The sequence below is a fragment of the Rhodobacter sp. 4.3.4 genome (assembly GCF_058724655.1).
Window position 1 is genome coordinate 43,955 of record NZ_JBZXDU010000002.1, and the last position, 18,073, is coordinate 62,027.

16 protein-coding genes are annotated in these 18,073 nt (G+C 62.9%); 4 read left to right on the plus strand and 12 right to left on the minus strand.

Annotated features, from left to right (window positions below):
• Positions 1-116: 116 nt before the first annotated feature.
• The 4 genes from AC4PTB_RS17580 to AC4PTB_RS17595 all read right to left on the minus strand — a co-directional run bounded on the left by AC4PTB_RS17580 (position 117) and on the right by AC4PTB_RS17595 (position 3,067).
• Complete coding sequence (locus AC4PTB_RS17580) at positions 117-1,247, minus strand: Fic family protein (RefSeq protein WP_136904877.1); 1,131 nt, start codon at positions 1,245-1,247, stop codon at positions 117-119.
• A gap of 114 nt (positions 1,248-1,361) precedes the next feature.
• Positions 1,362-1,532 (minus strand): hypothetical protein, encoded by a 171-nt coding sequence (locus AC4PTB_RS17585; protein ID WP_018065929.1) that lies wholly within the window; start codon positions 1,530-1,532, stop codon positions 1,362-1,364.
• Between the two features lie 157 nt (positions 1,533-1,689).
• Positions 1,690-2,043, minus strand: a complete 354-nt coding sequence (locus tag AC4PTB_RS17590; protein WP_492192666.1) for a hypothetical protein — start codon at positions 2,041-2,043, stop codon at positions 1,690-1,692.
• Positions 2,044-2,347: 304 nt separating this feature from the next.
• Positions 2,348-3,067: a ParA family protein gene (locus AC4PTB_RS17595; RefSeq protein WP_136904875.1), complete on the minus strand. Its 720-nt coding sequence runs from the start codon at positions 3,065-3,067 to the stop codon at positions 2,348-2,350.
• A gap of 561 nt (positions 3,068-3,628) precedes the next feature.
• Between AC4PTB_RS17595 and AC4PTB_RS17600 the strand changes: the two genes are divergently transcribed.
• Genes AC4PTB_RS17600 through AC4PTB_RS17610 form a run of 3 tightly spaced genes read left to right on the plus strand, consistent with a single transcriptional unit; the run spans position 3,629 to position 8,544 of the window.
• Positions 3,629-4,231: a helix-turn-helix domain-containing protein gene (locus tag AC4PTB_RS17600; RefSeq protein ID WP_136904874.1), complete on the plus strand. Its 603-nt coding sequence runs from the start codon at positions 3,629-3,631 to the stop codon at positions 4,229-4,231.
• Entirely contained in the window at positions 4,218-6,569 is a 2,352-nt protein-coding gene (locus AC4PTB_RS17605) for a relaxase/mobilization nuclease domain-containing protein (RefSeq protein WP_136904873.1), read from the plus strand. Before AC4PTB_RS17600 ends, AC4PTB_RS17605 begins: the two co-directional genes overlap by 14 nt.
• Positions 6,562-8,544: a type IV secretory system conjugative DNA transfer family protein gene (locus tag AC4PTB_RS17610; RefSeq protein ID WP_136904872.1), complete on the plus strand. Its 1,983-nt coding sequence runs from the start codon at positions 6,562-6,564 to the stop codon at positions 8,542-8,544. Before AC4PTB_RS17605 ends, AC4PTB_RS17610 begins: the two co-directional genes overlap by 8 nt.
• A 112-nt stretch (positions 8,545-8,656) precedes the next feature.
• Here AC4PTB_RS17610 and AC4PTB_RS17615 read toward each other — a convergent pair whose 3' ends face one another.
• From AC4PTB_RS17615 to AC4PTB_RS17635, 5 genes are all read right to left on the minus strand, one after another.
• Positions 8,657-9,652, minus strand: coding sequence for an endonuclease/exonuclease/phosphatase family protein (locus AC4PTB_RS17615; RefSeq protein ID WP_136904871.1), 996 nt, complete (start codon positions 9,650-9,652; stop codon positions 8,657-8,659).
• Entirely contained in the window at positions 9,649-10,731 is a 1,083-nt protein-coding gene (locus AC4PTB_RS17620; RefSeq protein ID WP_136904870.1) for a sn-glycerol-3-phosphate import ATP-binding protein UgpC, read from the minus strand. Before AC4PTB_RS17620 ends, AC4PTB_RS17615 begins: the two co-directional genes overlap by 4 nt.
• A gap of 1 nt (position 10,732) precedes the next feature.
• Positions 10,733-11,575 carry a sn-glycerol-3-phosphate ABC transporter permease UgpE gene (ugpE, locus tag AC4PTB_RS17625; protein ID WP_136904869.1) on the minus strand — a complete coding sequence of 281 codons (843 nt, stop codon included), beginning with the start codon at positions 11,573-11,575 and terminating at the stop codon, positions 10,733-10,735.
• A gap of 6 nt (positions 11,576-11,581) precedes the next feature.
• Positions 11,582-12,547 (minus strand): ABC transporter permease subunit, encoded by a 966-nt coding sequence (locus AC4PTB_RS17630; RefSeq protein WP_136904868.1) that lies wholly within the window; start codon positions 12,545-12,547, stop codon positions 11,582-11,584.
• A 70-nt stretch (positions 12,548-12,617) separates the two neighbouring features.
• Positions 12,618-13,916: an extracellular solute-binding protein gene (locus AC4PTB_RS17635; protein ID WP_136904867.1), complete on the minus strand. Its 1,299-nt coding sequence runs from the start codon at positions 13,914-13,916 to the stop codon at positions 12,618-12,620.
• A gap of 113 nt (positions 13,917-14,029) precedes the next feature.
• Here AC4PTB_RS17635 and AC4PTB_RS17640 point away from each other — a divergent pair, with 113 nt between their 5' ends.
• Positions 14,030-15,211: an IS5 family transposase gene (locus AC4PTB_RS17640; RefSeq protein ID WP_492190214.1), complete on the plus strand. Its 1,182-nt coding sequence runs from the start codon at positions 14,030-14,032 to the stop codon at positions 15,209-15,211.
• 350 nt (positions 15,212-15,561) lie between these two features.
• Here AC4PTB_RS17640 and AC4PTB_RS17645 read toward each other — a convergent pair whose 3' ends face one another.
• Genes AC4PTB_RS17645 through AC4PTB_RS17655 form a run of 3 tightly spaced genes read right to left on the minus strand, consistent with a single transcriptional unit; the run spans position 15,562 to position 18,058 of the window.
• A complete protein-coding gene (locus AC4PTB_RS17645; RefSeq protein WP_136904866.1) occupies positions 15,562-16,587 on the minus strand; it encodes a TrbL/VirB6 family protein in 1,026 nt (341 codons plus the stop codon).
• Positions 16,587-17,006: a hypothetical protein gene (locus AC4PTB_RS17650; RefSeq protein ID WP_136904865.1), complete on the minus strand. Its 420-nt coding sequence runs from the start codon at positions 17,004-17,006 to the stop codon at positions 16,587-16,589. Before AC4PTB_RS17650 ends, AC4PTB_RS17645 begins: the two co-directional genes overlap by 1 nt.
• 17 nt (positions 17,007-17,023) lie before the next feature.
• Positions 17,024-18,058, minus strand: coding sequence for an ATPase, T2SS/T4P/T4SS family (locus AC4PTB_RS17655; RefSeq protein WP_113901330.1), 1,035 nt, complete (start codon positions 18,056-18,058; stop codon positions 17,024-17,026).
• Positions 18,059-18,073 lie beyond the last annotated feature (15 nt).

Genomic DNA, 18,073 nt, shown 5'->3' on the forward strand with positions numbered 1-18,073 from the left:
TCTTCCATTAAAGAAATCAATATTTGATGCTCCTGCGGGCGTTCCTCGACCTTATCCACTAGCGGATATGTGATTTCCCATGGTGGCGTTTGACCCAGGTCCTTCGCTCGTTTGGGTTACGACGAACCCTGCGATATCGTTGTTTCCGCGACTCCTAGCCAATACCGCGTATGCCGCCGGTCCCCGGTACGGCTAAGCGCGCCCATCTCCACGAGGTCCTGCAGGTCCCGCGTTGTGGTGGCGCGTGACGTGCCGGTTATTGCGATGTAGTTCTCGGCGCTGAGGCCGCCTTTGAACCCGTCGGGCCCCTCGCGGAACATGCGCTCAATCACCTTGGCTTGTCGCTCGTTCAGTCGATCACGGAACTGGTCGTAGAACTTCGCCTTGGCGATGAAGAACGCGACCCGTGTCAGCGTTACCTGCTGCGCCTTCAGAACGATCTCGGCGAACCAGATCAGCCAGCCGGTTACGTCCAGCGTTTTCTGGTGGATCTCGAGCTGGTCGTAATAGGCCTTCCGGTCCCGTTCGATCGTATAGGCTAGCGCGATCAGGCTCGGCTGGCCGATGTTCTGGGCAAGGGATTTTTCCGCCAGGGCGCGGCCGAGGCGACCATTGCCATCTTCGAAGGGGTGGATGCTTTCGAACCAGAGGTGCCCAAGCGCCGCTCGGGTCAGAGCCGGCAGGGGCGTTGGACCGTCTGGTACCGTTCGGTTGAACCAGTCGACGAACACGTCCATCTCACCTTGGACATGCGCCGAAGGCGGTGCTTCGAAATGCACCGTCGGTCGGTCGATCCTGCCGGAGACGATCTGCATCGCGTCGGCATGTCGCCGGTAGGCACCGATGGTCTCGAGGCTTCGGTCATGTGCCAGGAGCATCCCGTGCCAGTGGCTGAGGGTCTCGTGGGTCAGAGGCGCGCCGTAGGTCGAGTAGACGTCGACCATCATCTCTGCGACGCCCTGTTCCTTGGGCTTCGATGGCGCACCGTCAGTGATCAGACCGAATTGCCGCCGGAGGGAGGATTGCACACTGCCCCTGTCTAGCACCTCGCCTTCGATGGCGCTTGTCCGCATCGCCTCTTCACTCAGAAGTTCGATGCGCAGCCGGTCGCGTTCATCGCCGGTCACATGGCGGACGGCGCCGAGAATCTCGCCGGATGACAGCAGGAACCGCCGCTCGAGAGGTTCGATGGCAGCGCTGTCATAGACGAAATTCGGCCAGTCGGGTTGATTCCAGTTCCAGCGCATGAGCTATAGGATCCATTTCTATAACTCACAATAATGGCGACTCATGATGCATGAAAGCGAATTCTATGCATCATCCCGAGCGCTGGCGTTTAACCAGCTGGGCGTCTCCCCGCTTCAGGCGGCCTGTACCATGGGCTCGTAGCGGACCTCGGCCATGGCCTCGTTGATCCATGCCGGTTGGAGGTCGCCGTTGTTCCACTGGTAAAGATAGCCCACAAGGGCGTCGGTCTTCTTGCAGAGGATGCGCATGATGGGTTCGCCTGTCAGGCGGGCTGTGTTGGACATAATCTGCTCCTCTACCTGGACCTCTGCACCGGGAAAAAGGAGGCCACTCTATCCTTGGCAGGGTTGTTAATGACTGGTTTCTGCAACTGCAAGATGAACAGGTGCTTTCGGGAAAATTGTGATCGGATGCTTGGCGGAAACGCGCCTAAACAATGGGTTAGACTTCGTCATCTCCGTGCGGCACCGCAGCATAGGCGGCGATCTCGCTCAGGATAGCGTCGATCTCGGCCCAGACTCGGGGCTCCAACTGTCCGCGGATCAGGGTCCACTTACTCAATACGTCAAGGGGGTCTTGGGCGCGCAGGAGGGAGGTCACAGCCATCGCGTCAACCGCTAGCGAGGTCCGTGCTCGCCATTCGGTGATCCGCGTGCGCTGCTCTTCTGAGGGGGCGACGAAGTCAGGCCCGAGTTCCCAGTTCTTGACCGCGCGGCGCAGGGCGGCGCGGATGACATGGGCGGGATCGACGCCGCAATCGATCAGGGCTTCCTCTTGCCGTTCCAGCGCATTCACCCGGATGTCGATCTTGCGCGTCGCCGGACTGTGTCGCGTTCGGGTTGGTGATGACATGACCGCAGGCTCAGCGGGTCCAGTTGCCTCCTGTCTGGCTTGATGAGTGGGCGCAGGCTGCGTCCTTTGCGGCGAAGCAGCGTGATCGTATAGGACTGCGGGCTGCGCGCTCCCAGGTTCTGGCATCACCTCCGCGAGCCGTACCTCTTCCCTTCCGGGGTCTTCTCCAACCTCTGGCCGAAGGGATGCTGCATATACCGGGTCGGGCCGCATGATGGTCGGGATCTTCTTCCTCACCGCCCCGTCCTCACGCGGCCAGGATGTTGTTGAGGATGTCGGTCGCTTCTTCGAGGGCCTCGACCACATGGCGCACATGCGGGCGCATGAGGGGGTTCGGATCGGCCTGCTTTTGCAACGCTACAGCGTGCAGGAGGCCCTTCTCGTCCATTTCCTTGTAGGCATTCCGGCGCATCATCACGGTCTCGACCACTGGGAACCGTGCGATCGCCGCCTCGATGAGGGCGGCATCGGCGCGCGTGGTCTTGGGGTCAACCATATTCAGAACGACATGGTGGCGCGGAAGGCTGTCGGGGTCATCGACGCGGGCGCGGAGCTTTTCGAACCAGTCGGCGGTCTGCGCGCCGACATCGAGATCCGAGGTCGAGAGCATCACCGGTGTCACGATGTGATCGGCCAGAACGGCGATCCCGTCCGACCACTCGGCCCCGACGCCTGCCGTATCGATGAAGATGAAATCCGCCGAGTCCGCCGCATAGACCTGCTTGATCCGGCGATCCACAGCCCCTACGCTCTCGACGGTCGCCGATCGCAGGAGCGGTGATCCCAAGCCCGCGGCTTCAGCCCGCTTGTGCCAGGTGCCGAGCACGCCGGTGCTGTCGGTATCGATCAAAAGGACGCGACGGCCAGCGGCAACAGCAGCGCTGATCAGGGCGCGCGAGAGCGTGGTTTTGCCACTCCCCCCTTTCCGGGCCATCGCGGCGATCACCACGAGATTGTCGTTCGGCATGGGGGCGGGCCTCTCGCAAGAATGGTTAAACGCGACAAAGATGTTTCTGCGTCGCTAACCTCCGTGTGCGACGGCGTCAAGCAGAAGACGGGATGCGGAATCCCCGATGCGAAATGCGGGTTGCACAGTGCATCGTGCTGGGGACCTGAGACACGCTGCACGTGACACCTGACGTCATCCGGTCTGCGCGATGCGGTCTCCAGATGACGCGCAACATGCGTCACACGGCATTGTCCACAACGCAGGAAACGCGACGCATCCCGCACTGGACGCGGACCATCCAGCATCACACGCGATGCAGGCGGCACATGGCATCGGGCACTCGCCAGAAGACGTGCTGCAGGGCGCGCAAAACGCAGTCCAAAGGACGCGATGCGCGATGCAGGGTACGCGGGACGCGTTGCATTGAGCGCGTTGCGCGCTGCATTTGACAAAGGACGTCAAATCGGCCCGTGAGGCCGATTTTCTACATTGAGTACAAGCCCTTGCTGCCTTCTCCGCTTGTGCTGGGAGAAGGCGGGCTTGTACGAAGTTGGCAAGAAATAGGAACGTATACTTCACATGGGCAGCAGTCGCAGACTGACCGATCAGGAGCGCCGTCAGATCGTCCGGGAACGGGCGAAAGGCGTTTCGGTCAGTGCGATCAGTGCGACGCTGAAGGTCTCACCCAAGACGATCTACAACGTGCTGAGCCGGGGTCGTTCCGCAGTCTCGGCCAACGATAGTCGCACCCGTGTGCTGACCATGCGGGTCACCGACCGCGACCTTCGCGGCTTTGACGCAGCTCTCGCGCGGCGTGGGATCGCGCATCGGTCAGACGCGATGCACTGCCTGATGCTGGCCGCCGACGATCTCCTGCGCCCGGATGAGGGCATGACGGATGAATTGAAAGGGATGAGCGCGGCGCTGAACCGGGTCGGCAACAACGTGAACCAGGTTGCGCGCCGCCTGAACGAAGCAAAGCTCAAGGGCGAACGTCTGCCCTATACCCCCGCCAGCCATGCCGAGATCCGCGATCTCGCGGTGCTCGTGTTCGACATGGCCGACCAGATCCAGGAGATGTTCCGCGCGCGGCGTCGCGAACTAGACCTCGAGGTCACCAAGGCGCTCGCCGGTCTGGCACGGCAGGAAGCGGAGCAGGCGGCCGAGCATGGCGCGGAGTGAGGCGCGCGGCATCAGCCCCGCCCTTTTCGATCGCGATTGGAGCCGTGTCTCGGGCAGTTGGCAGGGGCTGTCGAAGAAGGCGCAAATGGTCCGGGCCGCGCGGGGCTACTCGCCGGCCATCTTCAAGCCGATCTCGAAAGGCGGGTGCCACACGGGCGCGCAGCTGAAGGCCCAGCTGACGTATCTCACCACCAAGTCGAGCCACATCCTCGACAGCCGCGGCACCCATGATGGCAAGAAGACCCTGACAGAGGCCGAGATCGACCGGGTCGTGCGGCGCTTCGAGAACCAGTGGGGCGAGCGGCATAGTCCGAAGCTCGGCCACACCTCGCATCTGCTTATGGCCTTTCCCGTCGGTACCAGCGGCGAGGAGGTCCGCGCGATCACGGAATCCGTCTGCGAGAAGTTCTTTCAAGGTGAGGGGTCGCAATTCGACTATATTGCTGCAATACACCAAGATCGCGCGCATCCACATGCGCATATCGTTCTGAACCGCCGCAGCAAGGATGGCGAAATGTTCTTTCTCGGGAAGGATCACCACTTCAACTACGACGCCTTTCGGGTGGCGATGGTCGAGGCGGCACAGATCCACGGGATAAGGCTCGAGGCGACACGGCGTCTTGACCGGGGGGTCACGACCTATCGCGCCGAGATCGACGAGGTCTACAAGGCCCGTGAGGAGGGCCGTCCGCCGGTCGAGCGCCAGCGCACAGGCGCTGATCTCGCCGCAGCCCTGCAGACGGTGGCGCGCAATGCGCTGACTTATCGGGGGCTGGCGGTCGAGGCATCCCGGTCGAACTTCGATGACGTGGCCGAGGCACTCGAGCGGGCCAGCACCATCCTTGCCAGGGGCGGTCAGATTCAATCTGACGGAGCCATCTACATGTCCCAAATTGAGCCAGCATTCGACACGCTGATCACCGAGTTTTCTCAGAACATCCGTCAGATCGAGGCGGCAATCGACCGGGCGCCCGCGGCCAGGAGGCCGGAGATCGAACGAAAGCTCACCGATGTGCTGGCCTCGGTCGCGCATCTGAACCCTCTCGGGGATCGCTCGGCTGCCCTCCTCGACGCACCATCGCGGGATGGGGTCTATGCGCGCGCCAATATGCGCGAGGACCAGATGATGCGTCTCGACGACGGGGATGTGAAGGCACGGCTTACGGAGGCGCTGCAGGGCACGGGCATTGATCCCGAAGCCGTAGCCGCCCGCATGCGCGAGGGTGCAGGCAACGCCGCGCTCGAACGGCAATGGTTGGCGCATGATCTGCGCGCCATCGCCAAGGCTGGCGATCTTGATCTGGAGAAGGGCGAGGACCGCGAGGAAGCGCTGGACCGGCTGGAAACCGTACATGTCCGCCTGGGCGACACCCTTACCGCGGCGCGCATCCTGCGGGCCATCGATGATGTGGATGAGACCGACGGTGACCCGGTTGCCTTGGCGGAACACGTGACGCTGCCAGAGCGTGAGCGCGCGGCGGGCGAGCCCGACATTTTCGCCCCGTCCGAGCGCCGGGATTTCCAAGAGCTCGTCGCCCAATTCCGCCGGACAGACTTCGACCATCCCTTTTCGGACGACCCTTCCGTGCGCAGGGCTGGTGCCGTCGAAGTGGAAGAAGCCCGCGCCGCCTTCAACGCCTATGCGCAGAGGTCGCCCGATCATGCTGAGCTGGCCTCAATGGCCTGGGACAAGATCACCGACAGCCGCAAGCCGCAGGAGTTCGCCGTCGACGAAAAGGACCTCAGGCTCCACGCCGGTGACATGGACCTCGCTCTGCGCGATCCTATGCAACACCTCGGTCAGATCACCGAGGATGACCGCACCTTTGCCCGCTACCGAGCGGAAATGCCCGAAGAGGAGTTCGGAAACGCGGTGCAGGAGGAAATCAACCGCCTTCGCGCATTGGGCGCATCGCGCGCCTACATCAGCGAGCGGAGTTTCGACATCGAGGATCAAGCGCGACAGGACTATGCCGAACGGCGCTTCATGGCTGAGACCGCCCCCTATGTGCTAACCTTCTTGCAGCGGGCCGAGGCCGAGGATGTGAAGCCGCTCTCCGAGACCGACGGGCAGCGCCTGATCGCCCAGATCGACCGCAACCTCACGCCGAACGCTGTGACTGCCCTCCGCGCAGGACACGCGGATGTGCTGGACAAGTTCACCGAGGACCCACTTCGGCAGTTGGAACTTGCCAAGGCCTATCTGGAAAGCAGCGAAGTAACGGAGCACGGTCCCGCCATGGAGCGGGTGCTGGATGCGCTGGCCGAGGAACAGATCGAGGCACAGCGCGCCCGCCATGCCGCGGCCCACGGCGAGAAAGGGATCACCCATGGATAAGGGCAAGATCGCGGGCGGGATCCTGAGCCTGACGCTGGTTGGCCTCGCCATCGGCTATGTCGTGGCAACGGGCTACCTCACCATCCGCTATGGCCTGTCGACGCAAGCCTTTGAGGTCTCCCTTCTCGCGCGCGAGTACCGCGCCCTCGGCGTCAGCGCGCCGCGGGACTTCCTCTGGGTGAACTTGATCCTCGCAGGCTTTGGCGTTGCCGCGCTCATGTTGAGTGTCACGCTTCTCGGCGATGCCCTGACGCGCTTCGGCACGACGCATTGGCAGACCAGAGCCGAAATGAAGCGCAACGGCTTCTTTGCCAAGCCGGGTGGCGGCTTCCTTCTGGGCAAGCTTGGCCCCCCGAAATCGAAGCGCCCTTTCTTGGTGTCAAAAACCTTCCCGCATGCGCTGATCGTGGCGCCAACGGGTCGGGGCAAGGGCGTGGGCTTCGTGATCCCGAACCTACTGACCTACAAAGGTTCGGCCGTGGTGCTCGACGTGAAGGGCGAGAACTTCCGCGAGACCTCGCGCTTTCGCGCCAGCATGGGCGACAAGGTCTTCCGCTTCGCGCCGACCGACTGGGACCGACCCACCCACCGCTACAACCCGCTGGCGCGCATCGCGGCGATGACCAATCCCGACCGGCAGCAGATGGAGTTGAAGCTCACCGCCAAGCTCTTCCTGCAGACCGAAAACGAAAAGCTGAGCGGGCTACTGGCAGGCGGCATTGATCTGTTCGTGGCGGCCGGTCTTCTGGCCTTCGAGCGCGGCGTGCCGACCATTGGCGAGATCTACCGCATCACCGCCTCGGGCGGTGACAAGCAGAAGGAGTACCTCAAGCGCGCGCGTGAGGTGAAGAACACCTCGGCCAAGCTGATCTTCGAGCGCATGGCCTCGACCAACAACGACACCCTGACTTCCTACCTGTCGCTCCTGATGACCTCTGGTCTCGACACCTGGGACAACCGTGCGATCGACGCGGCCACCGCGACCTCGGATTTCTCATTCCGGGACATCCGGCGGCGGCCGCATGCGATCTATCTCGTGGTCGAGTCCGAGATGATCCGCCCGCTGGCCCCGCTGATCCGGCTGTTCTTCTCGGACCTCATCGCCTCGCTGCAGGCGCAGGAGCCCGGCGATGACGAGCCCTGGCCGGTGATGATCATGCTCGACGAATTCGACCGTCTCGGGAAAATGCCGATCGTCGCCGAGAGCATCAAGACGCTGCGCTCTTTCGGCGGCAACCTCGCCATCGTCACTCAGACCATCCCGGCGCTGGACGAGATCTATGGAGAGAATACCCGCCGGTCACTCCAGGGCGGCGCCGGCGTGAAGCTCTACCTCACCCCGTCCGAACAGAAGACGATTGAGGAACTGAGCCAGGCCGTGGGGAAGACAACAAAGCGCGTCGTAACCCGATCCCGCGCGGTCGGGCGCAACCCCTTCGAGGGGCGCAGCGTCTCTGAGCGGACAGAGGACACGCCGCTCCTTACAGAAGACCAGGCCCGGCGCATGGACCTCGACGAGGTGATCCTCGTCATCGACGCGCAGATGCCGGTCCGGGCGCGGCGGATCAAGTATTTCGAGGATCCGGCGCTGAAGGTGCTGCATGCCGGTCAGGCGGGGAGTTTCCCATACCCGGATGAGGACGGGCTGCGGCGGGATCGGCAGATGACCGAGACGCGCGAGACAGTGGAGAAGCTGAAGCAGGAACTGCAGGCGGTGCGGGCGGCTGCAGGGGCACAGGGGTCTGGGACTGCGTCCTCGTCGATGACCGTTGAGCTACCTGCAACGGAGACGCAGGATCCGCAGCCAGCGCCAATAGGTCGTGCGCGCGGCCGAGCAGCACGCGCTGCGGCGGGTGGCGGTGGGTCCGGTCAATTGTCGTTCGATCTGGCTGGTCTGGGGCTCAAGGAGGCAGACAGGACCCAACTTGCGGCGGCTGTGCAGACGACTCGGGCCATCATCGCGGAGTTTACGTGATCGGCCCATTGCCGCCAGCCCATCCGAACCGTCGCCGCATCGCTGAAATCCCGGAAGCTGCCGTAAATGGTCTCTGCAATGGAATCTGACTCTAGGGCGGCCGGAAGGCCGGTCAGCTTCTTGAGAAACCCTCGATATCGACAAGAAGAAGGTCATGGTCTGATAGCGGTTTGCCCAGCTTGCTGGTTGACGGCAAAACCCGCGACCGGCCGATCTCCAGTCCGCGCGACAGAAACCAGTCCAGTTTCATCGCGCGCTCGGGCCAGCGGGTGATCAGGCTGGGGCGGGTGGTCATTTGCTCCTCGGGGCCTCCATGCACGCCAAAGCCACGCGCGCGGGCCAGGTCGAACAGGGTTTCCGCGCGCCAGTCGCCGCCGATATGATTGCCCGTGTTCAGATCGCCGCCAATCAGAATGGGCAGGCCGGGAAAGGCGGCCTCAAGCGCGTCGATCAGGCTTACCATCTGGGCGCTACGTTCCGCCGCATTGGCGTTGCTTTCCAGATGGGTCGAAACCATAACCGCCAATCCGGCAGTTGTCCTGACCTTCGCGCCGATGGCCATGCGTTCCCCCAGCCGGGGCTGATCCCCGCCCTGCAGGAACCAGAACCGCCGCCCCGGCAGCCGGAGCAGGAAGGGCTGCGACAGCGCCGTGGCGGCCATCAGGCCATTGCCATGCCAGCCCAGATTATTGCTGTCGGCAACACAGAACTCCCGCTCGGTCTCTGAGCCAAGGCCCAGCTCGACGAATTCCACGCCATAGGCATAGGCCATGCCCAAATGCCCGGCCAGTTGGGCAGTGGTGTGCGCCTGCCCGCTGCGCGCCATTCCATGGTCCATTTCAGAGAGCAGCGCCACCTGCGCGCCCGCTTCTGCCAGCATTTCGGCGCTTTCAACTGGAAACAGGCAGCGTTCAAGGTTCCAGGCCGCGACCGTGAAGGGGAAGGCCAGTGGGGCATCCGCGGCGGCTCCACCCTGCTCGACAGAGGTCATGCAAGGCAGGCCAGCCAGATGCGCATCATGCGCCGCCACCGTGCGGGGAAGCTGGCGGATGGTCTCACGCTCTGCCTGTGACAGCGGCGCAAGCCTGGAAACCGTCCGGTGGATCATGCGGTCACCACCGCAGGTCGGGATATGGCCGGGGCCGTTTCGATCCGTTTGCCGGTATCGGTGGCAAAGACATGCACCCGATCCGGCGCAACACCCAGCCGCAGCTCGGCGGAAATCGGCATCGCGGGGTCCATCGCCACCACAAGCAGTTGCCCGTCGACATGGCCATGAACCAGCCGCTGCGCACCAAGCTCTTCGACGAAATCGGTCTTGAAGGCCAATCCCTCGGCCGCCGGCGTCAGGTCTTCGGCCCGCAATCCGATGGTGACGGGGCCCGAGCCCAGCTGATCCTGCCGCGCCAGCCGGTGGACGCCAACCTGTAGCCAGCCGCTGTCGGCCCGCCCGTCCAGCAGGTTCATCGCGGGGGCCCCGATGAAGGAGGCCACGAAAGTCGAGGCGGGGTGATGGTAGATCTCCAACGGCGTTCCCACCTGCTCGATCCGGCCCGCGTTCAGCACCACCAGCCGATCGGCCAGGGTCATCGCCTCCAGCTGGTCATGGGTGACATAAAGCGAGGTGGTTCCCAGCCGTCGCTGCAGGCGACGGATCTCGCCGCGCATCGAGACGCGCAGCTTAGCGTCCAGATTGGACAAGGGCTCATCGAACAGGAAAGCAGCAGGTTGCCGCACGACCGCCCGCCCCATGGCAACCCGCTGCCGCTGCCCGCCAGACAGGGCACGGGGGCGGCGGTCGAGATAGGGACCCAGTTCCAGCATGCGGGCGGCCTCGGCCACGCGCGCCTCGATCTCGGCCTTTGGGGTTTTGCGGTTCTTCAACCCATAGGCCATGTTCTCCCTCACCGTCATATGCGGATAGAGCGCATAATTCTGGAACACCATGGCAATGTCGCGATCCGCCGGGTCCACCCGGTTCACCACGCGATCCGCGATGCGCACCTCGCCGCAGCTGATCTCTTCCAGCCCCGCCACCATGCGCAATAGCGTGGACTTCCCGCAGCCCGAGGGGCCGACCAGCACGATGAATTCTCCATCGGCGATGGTCAAGTTGATGTCGCAGACCGAAGGTGCGGGGGCACCGGGATAGGTTTTCGAGACATTGGTCAGCGTGATGGAAGCCATGTTACTTGTCGCTTTCAGTCAGACCCTTGATGAACCAGCGCTGAAACACCACCACCACGATCACGGGCGGCAGCAGCGCCAGCACCGCAAGGGCGAAGGCCTGGTTGTAATCGGGGATCTGGCTGCCAACCCAGACCTGCAAGATCTGCTTGATCCCCCGCATCAGGGTGAAGAAGCGTTCTTCGGTCGTCATCAGCATGGGCCAGAGATACTGGTTCCAGCCATAGACGAACATGATGATGAAGATTGCGGCCATCATGGTTTTCGACAGCGGCAGCAGGATATCGAAGAAGAATTTCACCGGGCCTGCCCCGTCGATCCGGGCGGCCTCCAGCAGCTCGTCAGGCACAGACTTGAAGAATTGCCGGAAATAGAAGGTGCCCGTGGCCGAGGCCAGCAGCGGCAGGATCAGCCCGGTATAGCTGTTGAGCAGGCGCAGGTCGGACATCACCTGATAGGATGGCATGATCCGCACTTCCAACGGCAGCAACAGGGTGGTGAAGATCACCCAGAACATCGCAGTGGCAAAGCGGAAGCGGAAATAAACCAACGCATAAGCTGCCAGCATCGACAGCGCGATCTTGCCGATCGCAAAGCCAAGGCCAAGGATCAGCGAATTCATCGCCATGGTCGCGCCTGTCACTTCGCCGGTGAACCCGCCGCGCTTGCTCAGCACGGTCGCATAGGTCTCAATCGCATGGCCACCGGGTGCAAGCGAGAGGCCGTCCACATGGATATCGGCGGCGCTATGGGTCGAGGTCATGATGGCCACCGCGACGGGAGCCAGCATGAACAGGCAGCCAAGGATCAGGATCAGGTGGTCGAGGGGGCGGATGCGGTGCATATGGGATCAGCCGTAGTGGACGCGGCGTTCAAGCCAGCGAAATTGCGCCAGCGTCAGGACCAGAACGACCAGCATCAGGATCACCGACTGCGCCGAAGAGCCGCCGATATCATTGCCGCGGAAGCCGTCATTATAGACCTTGTAGACCAGCGTGATCGGGTTGTTCGCAGGTTTGTCCTTCACCATCACGTCGATCACCGCGAAGGTGTCGAACAACGCGTAGGTGATGTTGATGATCAGCAGGAAGAACGCTGTGGGGGCCAAAAGCGGCAGCGTCACGGTGCGGAACCGGCGCCAGCCGTTGCGGCAATCGATAATCGCGGCCTCACGGACCGAAGCCGGTACCGCCTGCAGCCCCGAGAGGAAGAAGATGAAGTTGTAGGGAACCTGCTTCCAGACCGAAACCAGGATCATGGCAAAGGCGGTGTCCCAGTAGTCGATGCCCACTTTCATGTCCCAGCCCAGCATTGCGGCCAGTTTCACGAAGGGACCGATATGCTGGTCAAACAGCATCATCCCGATCAGCCCGGCCACCGGCGGCGCAATGGCATAGACCGAAATCAGCGCGGTGCGGTAAGGCCCGCGACCCTGGATCACCGCATCGGCCTTGACCGCCAGCAGAAGCCCGAGGCCCAGCGAGGCGGCAGTCACGACTGCGGTGAAGAAGGCGGTGAAGGCCGCGATATTAAGATATTCCGCCGAGCCTAGCGCATCGGTGTAGTTGTCAATGCCCACGAAGGTGGCGCCAAAACCGAACGGGTCCTCAAGGTAGAAGGACGAGCTGATCGCCTGCACCGAGGGCCAGTAGAAAAAGACGAAGATCACCAGAAGCTGCGGCAGCAGGAACAGCCACGGCAACAGCGGCCGGTCGAACTGAACACGCTTGGCAGGTTCGGGTTGTGCTGTCAGGGCGGCGCGCAGCCGGGCAAAGGGCCGGGCCTTGGCGGCAAGCGGGGCGGAAAGATCGGTCATCAGGGCCTTGCGGGAAAAAGCAAAGACCGCCGGGCCCGGGAGCGGGGCCCAGCGGTCGAAAGTCAGGCGATCAGCCCGCCGTCTTGGCGAATTTGGCCAGCAGCTCGTTGCCCTCGGTCTCGATCGCCTTGAAGGCGTCTTCCACCGTGGTTTCGCCGGAGAAGATCTTGTTGAACTCGCGCTCCTCGATCACCCGGATCTGCGGGTAGAATCCCAGGCGGTAGCCCTTGGACCATTCGCCCTGCGGCAGCGACAGTTGCATGATGCCGATCTCGGCCTGCGGGTGCTTTCCGTACCAGCCATCCGCCTTGGACTTTTCATAGGCGGCAGTGGTGATCGGAACATAGCCCGTGGCCTGATGGTAGAAGGCCTGGATGTCGGTCGAGGTCAGGAAGCTGAAGAACTCGGCCGTGCATTTGTTTTCCGCATCCGGCTTACCGGCAAAGGCAAAGAGCGACGCGCCACCGATGAAGGACGACTTGTTGCCGTCGGCCACGGTCTCGTCATAGGGCAGGAACGTGGCCGAGAAGGGCATGGTCGCGGTCTTCGACAGGCCACCGAACGACCCCGAAGAGCCGATCCACAGCGCAACCTTGCCTTCTTCGAAAGGCTTCTGGTTGTCGGCCCAGCCCGCGCCGTAGAAACCGAAAAGCTCGGCATCGTGCCAGGCCTTTACGCGGTTCCAGAACGCCAGCACTTCGGGGGCGGTGGCATTCAGCGTGGTGCCTTCGAAGCCGTCATAGCCATTGGTGTTCGAGGCCATCTGCACATTGTTGCGCGAGAAGAAGTTCTCGAAGAACATCCAGGTGAGCTGCGAGGCGGTCAGCGGGATATAGCCCGCTTCCTTCAGCTTCGGCGCCGCGGCCTCGAACTCGGCCCAGGTCTTCGGCACCTCGACGCCCGCCTTCGCAAAGGCTTCGTCATTGACATACATGATCGGCGCCGACGAGTTGAACGGCATGCCGACGAACTTGCCCGCGGCATCGGCATAGAAATGGCGGATGCCGGGGATGAAGGATTCGCGGTCAAAGGCATGACCGTTCTGGACCAGCAGATCCTCGGCCGGAATTATGGCATCGGGTGCGTTCATGATCGTGGCGGCCCCGGCGTCAAAGACCTGAAGGATGTTCGGCTGTTCGCCCGAACGGAAAGCGGCGATGCCCGAGGCCAGCGCCTCTTCATAGGTGCCCTTCGACACCGGGGTCAGCCCGCAGGCTGCCTGGGCGCTGTTGAACTTCTGGGCGATCTGGTTGATCACCTCTTCATTCGCGCCGCCCATACCATGCCACCAGGTGATCTGCACCGGTTCGGCAAGGGCCGAAGTTGCGGTCAGGGCAAGGACGCCAATGGCGGAAAGTGTCTTCTTCATCGCGGGAACCTCTAGGAATTGCTGGCCGGACCTTAGCAGGCCGCTGAAATAGTCGGCCTCGACCGCGGATGCAGAACATGATTCACCCCTTCCCATAGCGAAGGGGGATCACGATGCGGGGCACGGACGAGACGAGCGGGTCGCTTTTCAGCTATGTCGACCTCGAGGATCGCATCCCGGCCAGGCATCCGCTGCGCAAGATCCGGCAGGTGGTCAATGATGCGCTGGCCAGCCTCGATGCTGATTTCGAAGGGCTTTACATCCGCTTCGGCCGCCCCTCGATCGCGCCGGAACGGCTGATCCGGGCGAGCCTTCTGCAGATCCTGTTTTCGATCCGCTCCGAGCGCCAGCTGATGGAGCAGATGGATTACAACCTGTTGTTTCGCTGGTTCGTCGGGCTGGGGATCGACGATCAGGTTTGGGTGCCGACGGTTTTCACGAAGAACCGCGACCGGCTGATGAATACCGAGATGTCGCGCAAGATAATGGCCGCGATCCTGGCGCATCGCGAGGTGGCGCCGCTCCTGTCGGACGAGCATTTCTCGGTCGATGGCACGCTGGTGAAGGCTTGGGCGTCGATGAAAAGCTTTCAGCCGAAGGCGCCGCCGCCCGAGGCCGAGGATCCCGATGATGATCCGGGTGACGAGGATCCCGGCGCGCCGCCGCCGCCAAGCCCCGCCCCCGACGCGACCGAAGCAAAGCCCGATCCGATGCCCCGCAGCCGCCGCCAGAACCGCAATGCCGAGGTCGACTTCCGGGGCGAGAAACGCTCGAATGCGACGCATGCCTCGACCACCGATCCCGAGGCGCGGCTTTACAAGAAATCCCCCGGCACCGGTGCGATGCTGTGCTTCATCGGCCATGCGCTGATGGAGAACCGCTCCGGCCTGATCGTGCAGGGCGAGCTGACCCGCGCCGATGGCCACGCCGAACGGCAAGCCGCGCTCGACATGATCCACCGACATTCGCCGGGGTCAACCCGGCGCCTGACGCTGGGCGCCGACAAAGGTTATGACGCCGCCGAATTCATCCGAGATCTGCGCAGGGCCTGCGTCACGCCCCATGTCGCGCAAAAGGCCCGACATTCCGCCATCGACCGCCGCACCACCCGCCACGACGGCTACGCCCTTTCCCTCAAGCATCGAAAGCGGATCGAAGAGGCTTTCGGCTGGGCCAAGACGGTCGGAGGGATGGCGCAGACGATGTATCGCGGCATCGAACGGGTGCAGTCGCGGTTCATCCTGACGATGGCCGCCAACAATCTGGCAAGACTGCCCAGGCTGCTCGCCGCCTGAGGACGAAGAGCAGTGGACCGGCGGGCGCTCAAGCCCAGAACTCGTACGAAAACGGGAAGTCCTTCTCGTCTGCCGACTATTTCAGCGGCCTGTTAGGGCGGACGGATGACGGATCGATAAAACTTATATGTCGCCGTGAAGACAATCGGTGCCAGACGCGCTGCTGGTATCGACCACGCCAGTTTCGCAGCCTGACGTGCCCGGCCACGACCGCACTTCAAAAGCTCGGCCGAGCTCATCATGAATGGCTGCTATCGACAGTTGTCAGAAGTGCGATGCCGCATTGCAGTCAGACAGCTATCCGCCCTTCGCATCAACGAGAAGGCATCATGGCGGCGGCGCATTAGGTCTCACCGACCCAACTGCTTCGCTCTCTCAGCCATCCTGACCACCTGCGCGCTTGCCGTAGCTGCAGCACTCCGCACAGCGGCGGGTGCCTGCATTGTCCCCCGCCCAATCACTTCACCTGTCGTGAGCGCGCCAATCCGCGCCCTGCCCTTCACGCCGTCGGTATTGAGGATCCCCCTCATGATCCCGGCCGAGCCAGAGACCACAGCTGGTGCCGCGGCAACCATCAGGTTTCCAGAGATCCCCCGCACGATCAGGGGTGTTGCCGCAACGAAGCCCTTGGCCAGGAACACCATCACGAAGAACGGCACCAGCGAGCCGATGTTTGTGGCTGAGTTCGGGTCGCCGAGCTGGGCCAAGAGCGAGTTCGCCATTCCGACGACGGTCGAGAACATGGCGGCGATGACGATGGGGTAGAAGGCGTAGCTGATCGTCGTCGAGACCCATCTGTGGAAGAAATCCTTGGTTGCGTCGAAGAGCGACAGCGCGATCATGATCGGCGCGAGACCGAGCATCAGGGTCAGCATCATCTTAGCGAAGATGAGGACGATCCCAGTCATGAAGCCAAGGAGGCTGAGGAGCACCAGGCCGATCCCACCGAGGATCGCGCCTGTCATCCAGTTCAGATTGCTGCCGATCGCGTTCAGATATGTCGCGAAGCGCTCGATCAGGTTGTCGAACTCTCCCGCGAAATGGGTTGCGCCTGCGCCACCCCCGCCAACGGACGACACTAGCGCGCCCGCTACATAGTCAAGCCCACCAATGACGGCATTCGCAACCGCATTGAAGTTGGCCCAGTTGAAGGCGAAGAGGCCTATCAGTGTCAGCTTGATGAGATACCAGAAGAAGCTGGCCCCATCCATGCTGCGGAATTGGAAGGCCATGTTGATGCAGACGCCGATCAGCGAAAGCGTGACCATCAGCAGGACGATCGTGCCGGTATTGCTGGCCACAGCCCCGAACTGAGACTCGGCAGCATCGACAAGGAAACCGTCAGCGGTTCCGACCATCCAGCTGACTACGCCCATTACCAGTTGCCCTGAGCTTCGCAGATGTCCTGAACCGCGTGGCGCAGCTCGTTGCGCTGCTGCCGGATGTCCCGCTGCGCTGACGTATGTTCCGCGGCTGATGCCAGGCGATACCGTTCGTTGAATTCTTCAGAGGCATCTTCCCATGCCGGGAAGCGGACTTCGCAGCCGCAGTTGCCCGTATCGACGATCTGTTCCCATGCGCGCAGTTCGTACAGATCCATCAGCGTCAGCGCCTTGTAGGCCTCGCGCGGGTGGACTTCATCCATCCAGGTCGGTCGTTCAGGCCGGTCGTTGCAGATCCGGTACTGCTTGGGGGACATAGTCACTGTGAGATCATTCGTGACCTGCGGCGAGGTCTGTGCCGCGAGGGGCGCGGCCAGCAGGGTGACAGCTGCGGTGAGGGTGATCTTGCGCATGGGGTTTTCCTTTCGGGTCATTCGGCGGTGACCGTTGGGCGCTTTGTGACCCCGGTTCCGGCAGTGTTCTGGTTTGGATGTCTCGCCTGCCCCGGCAGGAAGAACTCGGTAATGCCGCGGGCGCCGTCATAGCGGCCTGCCTGGATGATCACGTCGATGGAGCCCTCGATGTAGTCGACCATGTCGGCATAGGTCATCGGCACATCGGTCTTGAGCGCGGCTATGGCGAGACGGCGGACGGCCAGTTGCGGGGTTTCGGCATGCAGCGTTGTGAGCGAGCCGCCGTGGCCGGTGTTGATCGCCTCGAGGAAGGTCATGGCCTCGCGGCCGCGAACTTCGCCCAGCACGATCCGGTCCGGCCGCATCCGCAGGGTCGAGGCCAGAAGCACATCGGCGCTGCGGGCCTCCGTGTCGCGATCAGCAATCAGCGTCACGGCATTTGGCTGCTCGGGCCGCAATTCTGCAGCCTCTTCGATCGTGATGATCCGCTCTTCGGGCGGGATCAGGGAGAGGATCTTGCGCGCTGCGACCGTCTTGCCGGTCGATGTGCCCCCCGAGACGATCATGTTGAGCTTGTTCTCGACGCAGAAGCGCAGGGCGGCATCAATGTCGCCGGAGGCCACCACATCGCGCAGCGCTGCATTCCGTTCACGGCGCAGACCTTCGAGGCTGCGCTCCTGGCCATAGAGAAAGCCGAGCTTGATTGCCTCCAGCGGCAGGGAGGAGAAGAACCGCAGCGAGATGGAGAACCCACCCTCGACGGCGGGCGGCTGGATCACCTGCGCCCGGATCGGACGGTCCCGGTAGAGGATCGAGACCGAGACGATGGGTTTCTTGGTACTCAGCGTGGTCGATGCCGCCGAGGCGATCTGGTTACCGAGGTCCTTGATCTCGGTCTGATTCAGCGGCGTGCCGAGGCCCCGCATGAAATGATCGCCCTGGAACTCGCCCCAGACACGACCATCGGGGTTGATACAGATCTCGATCGTGTCGTCGCGCTGCGCGGGCGCGCCAAGCCGGTCGAGCGAGGCTTCGAGATAGCTCGCCGCCATGTCAGAAGTATCCGT

Excerpts from the sequence above, each read along its gene's own strand:
- AC4PTB_RS17580 (WP_136904877.1), bottom strand. The coding sequence starts at position 1,247 with ATGCGCTGGAACTGGAATCAACCCGACTGGCCGAATTTCGTCTATGAC.
- AC4PTB_RS17585 (WP_018065929.1), bottom strand. The coding sequence starts at position 1,532 with ATGTCCAACACAGCCCGCCTGACAGGCGAACCCATCATGCGCATCCTC.
- AC4PTB_RS17595 (WP_136904875.1), bottom strand. The coding sequence starts at position 3,067 with ATGCCGAACGACAATCTCGTGGTGATCGCCGCGATGGCCCGGAAAGGG.
- AC4PTB_RS17600 (WP_136904874.1), top strand. The coding sequence starts at position 3,629 with ATGGGCAGCAGTCGCAGACTGACCGATCAGGAGCGCCGTCAGATCGTC.
- AC4PTB_RS17605 (WP_136904873.1), top strand. The coding sequence starts at position 4,218 with ATGGCGCGGAGTGAGGCGCGCGGCATCAGCCCCGCCCTTTTCGATCGC.
- AC4PTB_RS17610 (WP_136904872.1), top strand. The coding sequence starts at position 6,562 with ATGGATAAGGGCAAGATCGCGGGCGGGATCCTGAGCCTGACGCTGGTT.
- AC4PTB_RS17615 (WP_136904871.1), bottom strand. The coding sequence starts at position 9,652 with ATGATCCACCGGACGGTTTCCAGGCTTGCGCCGCTGTCACAGGCAGAG.
- AC4PTB_RS17620 (WP_136904870.1), bottom strand. The coding sequence starts at position 10,731 with ATGGCTTCCATCACGCTGACCAATGTCTCGAAAACCTATCCCGGTGCC.
- ugpE (WP_136904869.1), bottom strand. The coding sequence starts at position 11,575 with ATGCACCGCATCCGCCCCCTCGACCACCTGATCCTGATCCTTGGCTGC.
- AC4PTB_RS17630 (WP_136904868.1), bottom strand. The coding sequence starts at position 12,547 with ATGACCGATCTTTCCGCCCCGCTTGCCGCCAAGGCCCGGCCCTTTGCC.
- AC4PTB_RS17635 (WP_136904867.1), bottom strand. The coding sequence starts at position 13,916 with ATGAAGAAGACACTTTCCGCCATTGGCGTCCTTGCCCTGACCGCAACT.
- AC4PTB_RS17640 (WP_492190214.1), top strand. The coding sequence starts at position 14,030 with ATGCGGGGCACGGACGAGACGAGCGGGTCGCTTTTCAGCTATGTCGAC.
- AC4PTB_RS17645 (WP_136904866.1), bottom strand. The coding sequence starts at position 16,587 with ATGGGCGTAGTCAGCTGGATGGTCGGAACCGCTGACGGTTTCCTTGTC.
- AC4PTB_RS17650 (WP_136904865.1), bottom strand. The coding sequence starts at position 17,006 with ATGCGCAAGATCACCCTCACCGCAGCTGTCACCCTGCTGGCCGCGCCC.
- AC4PTB_RS17655 (WP_113901330.1), bottom strand. The coding sequence starts at position 18,058 with ATGGCGGCGAGCTATCTCGAAGCCTCGCTCGACCGGCTTGGCGCGCCC.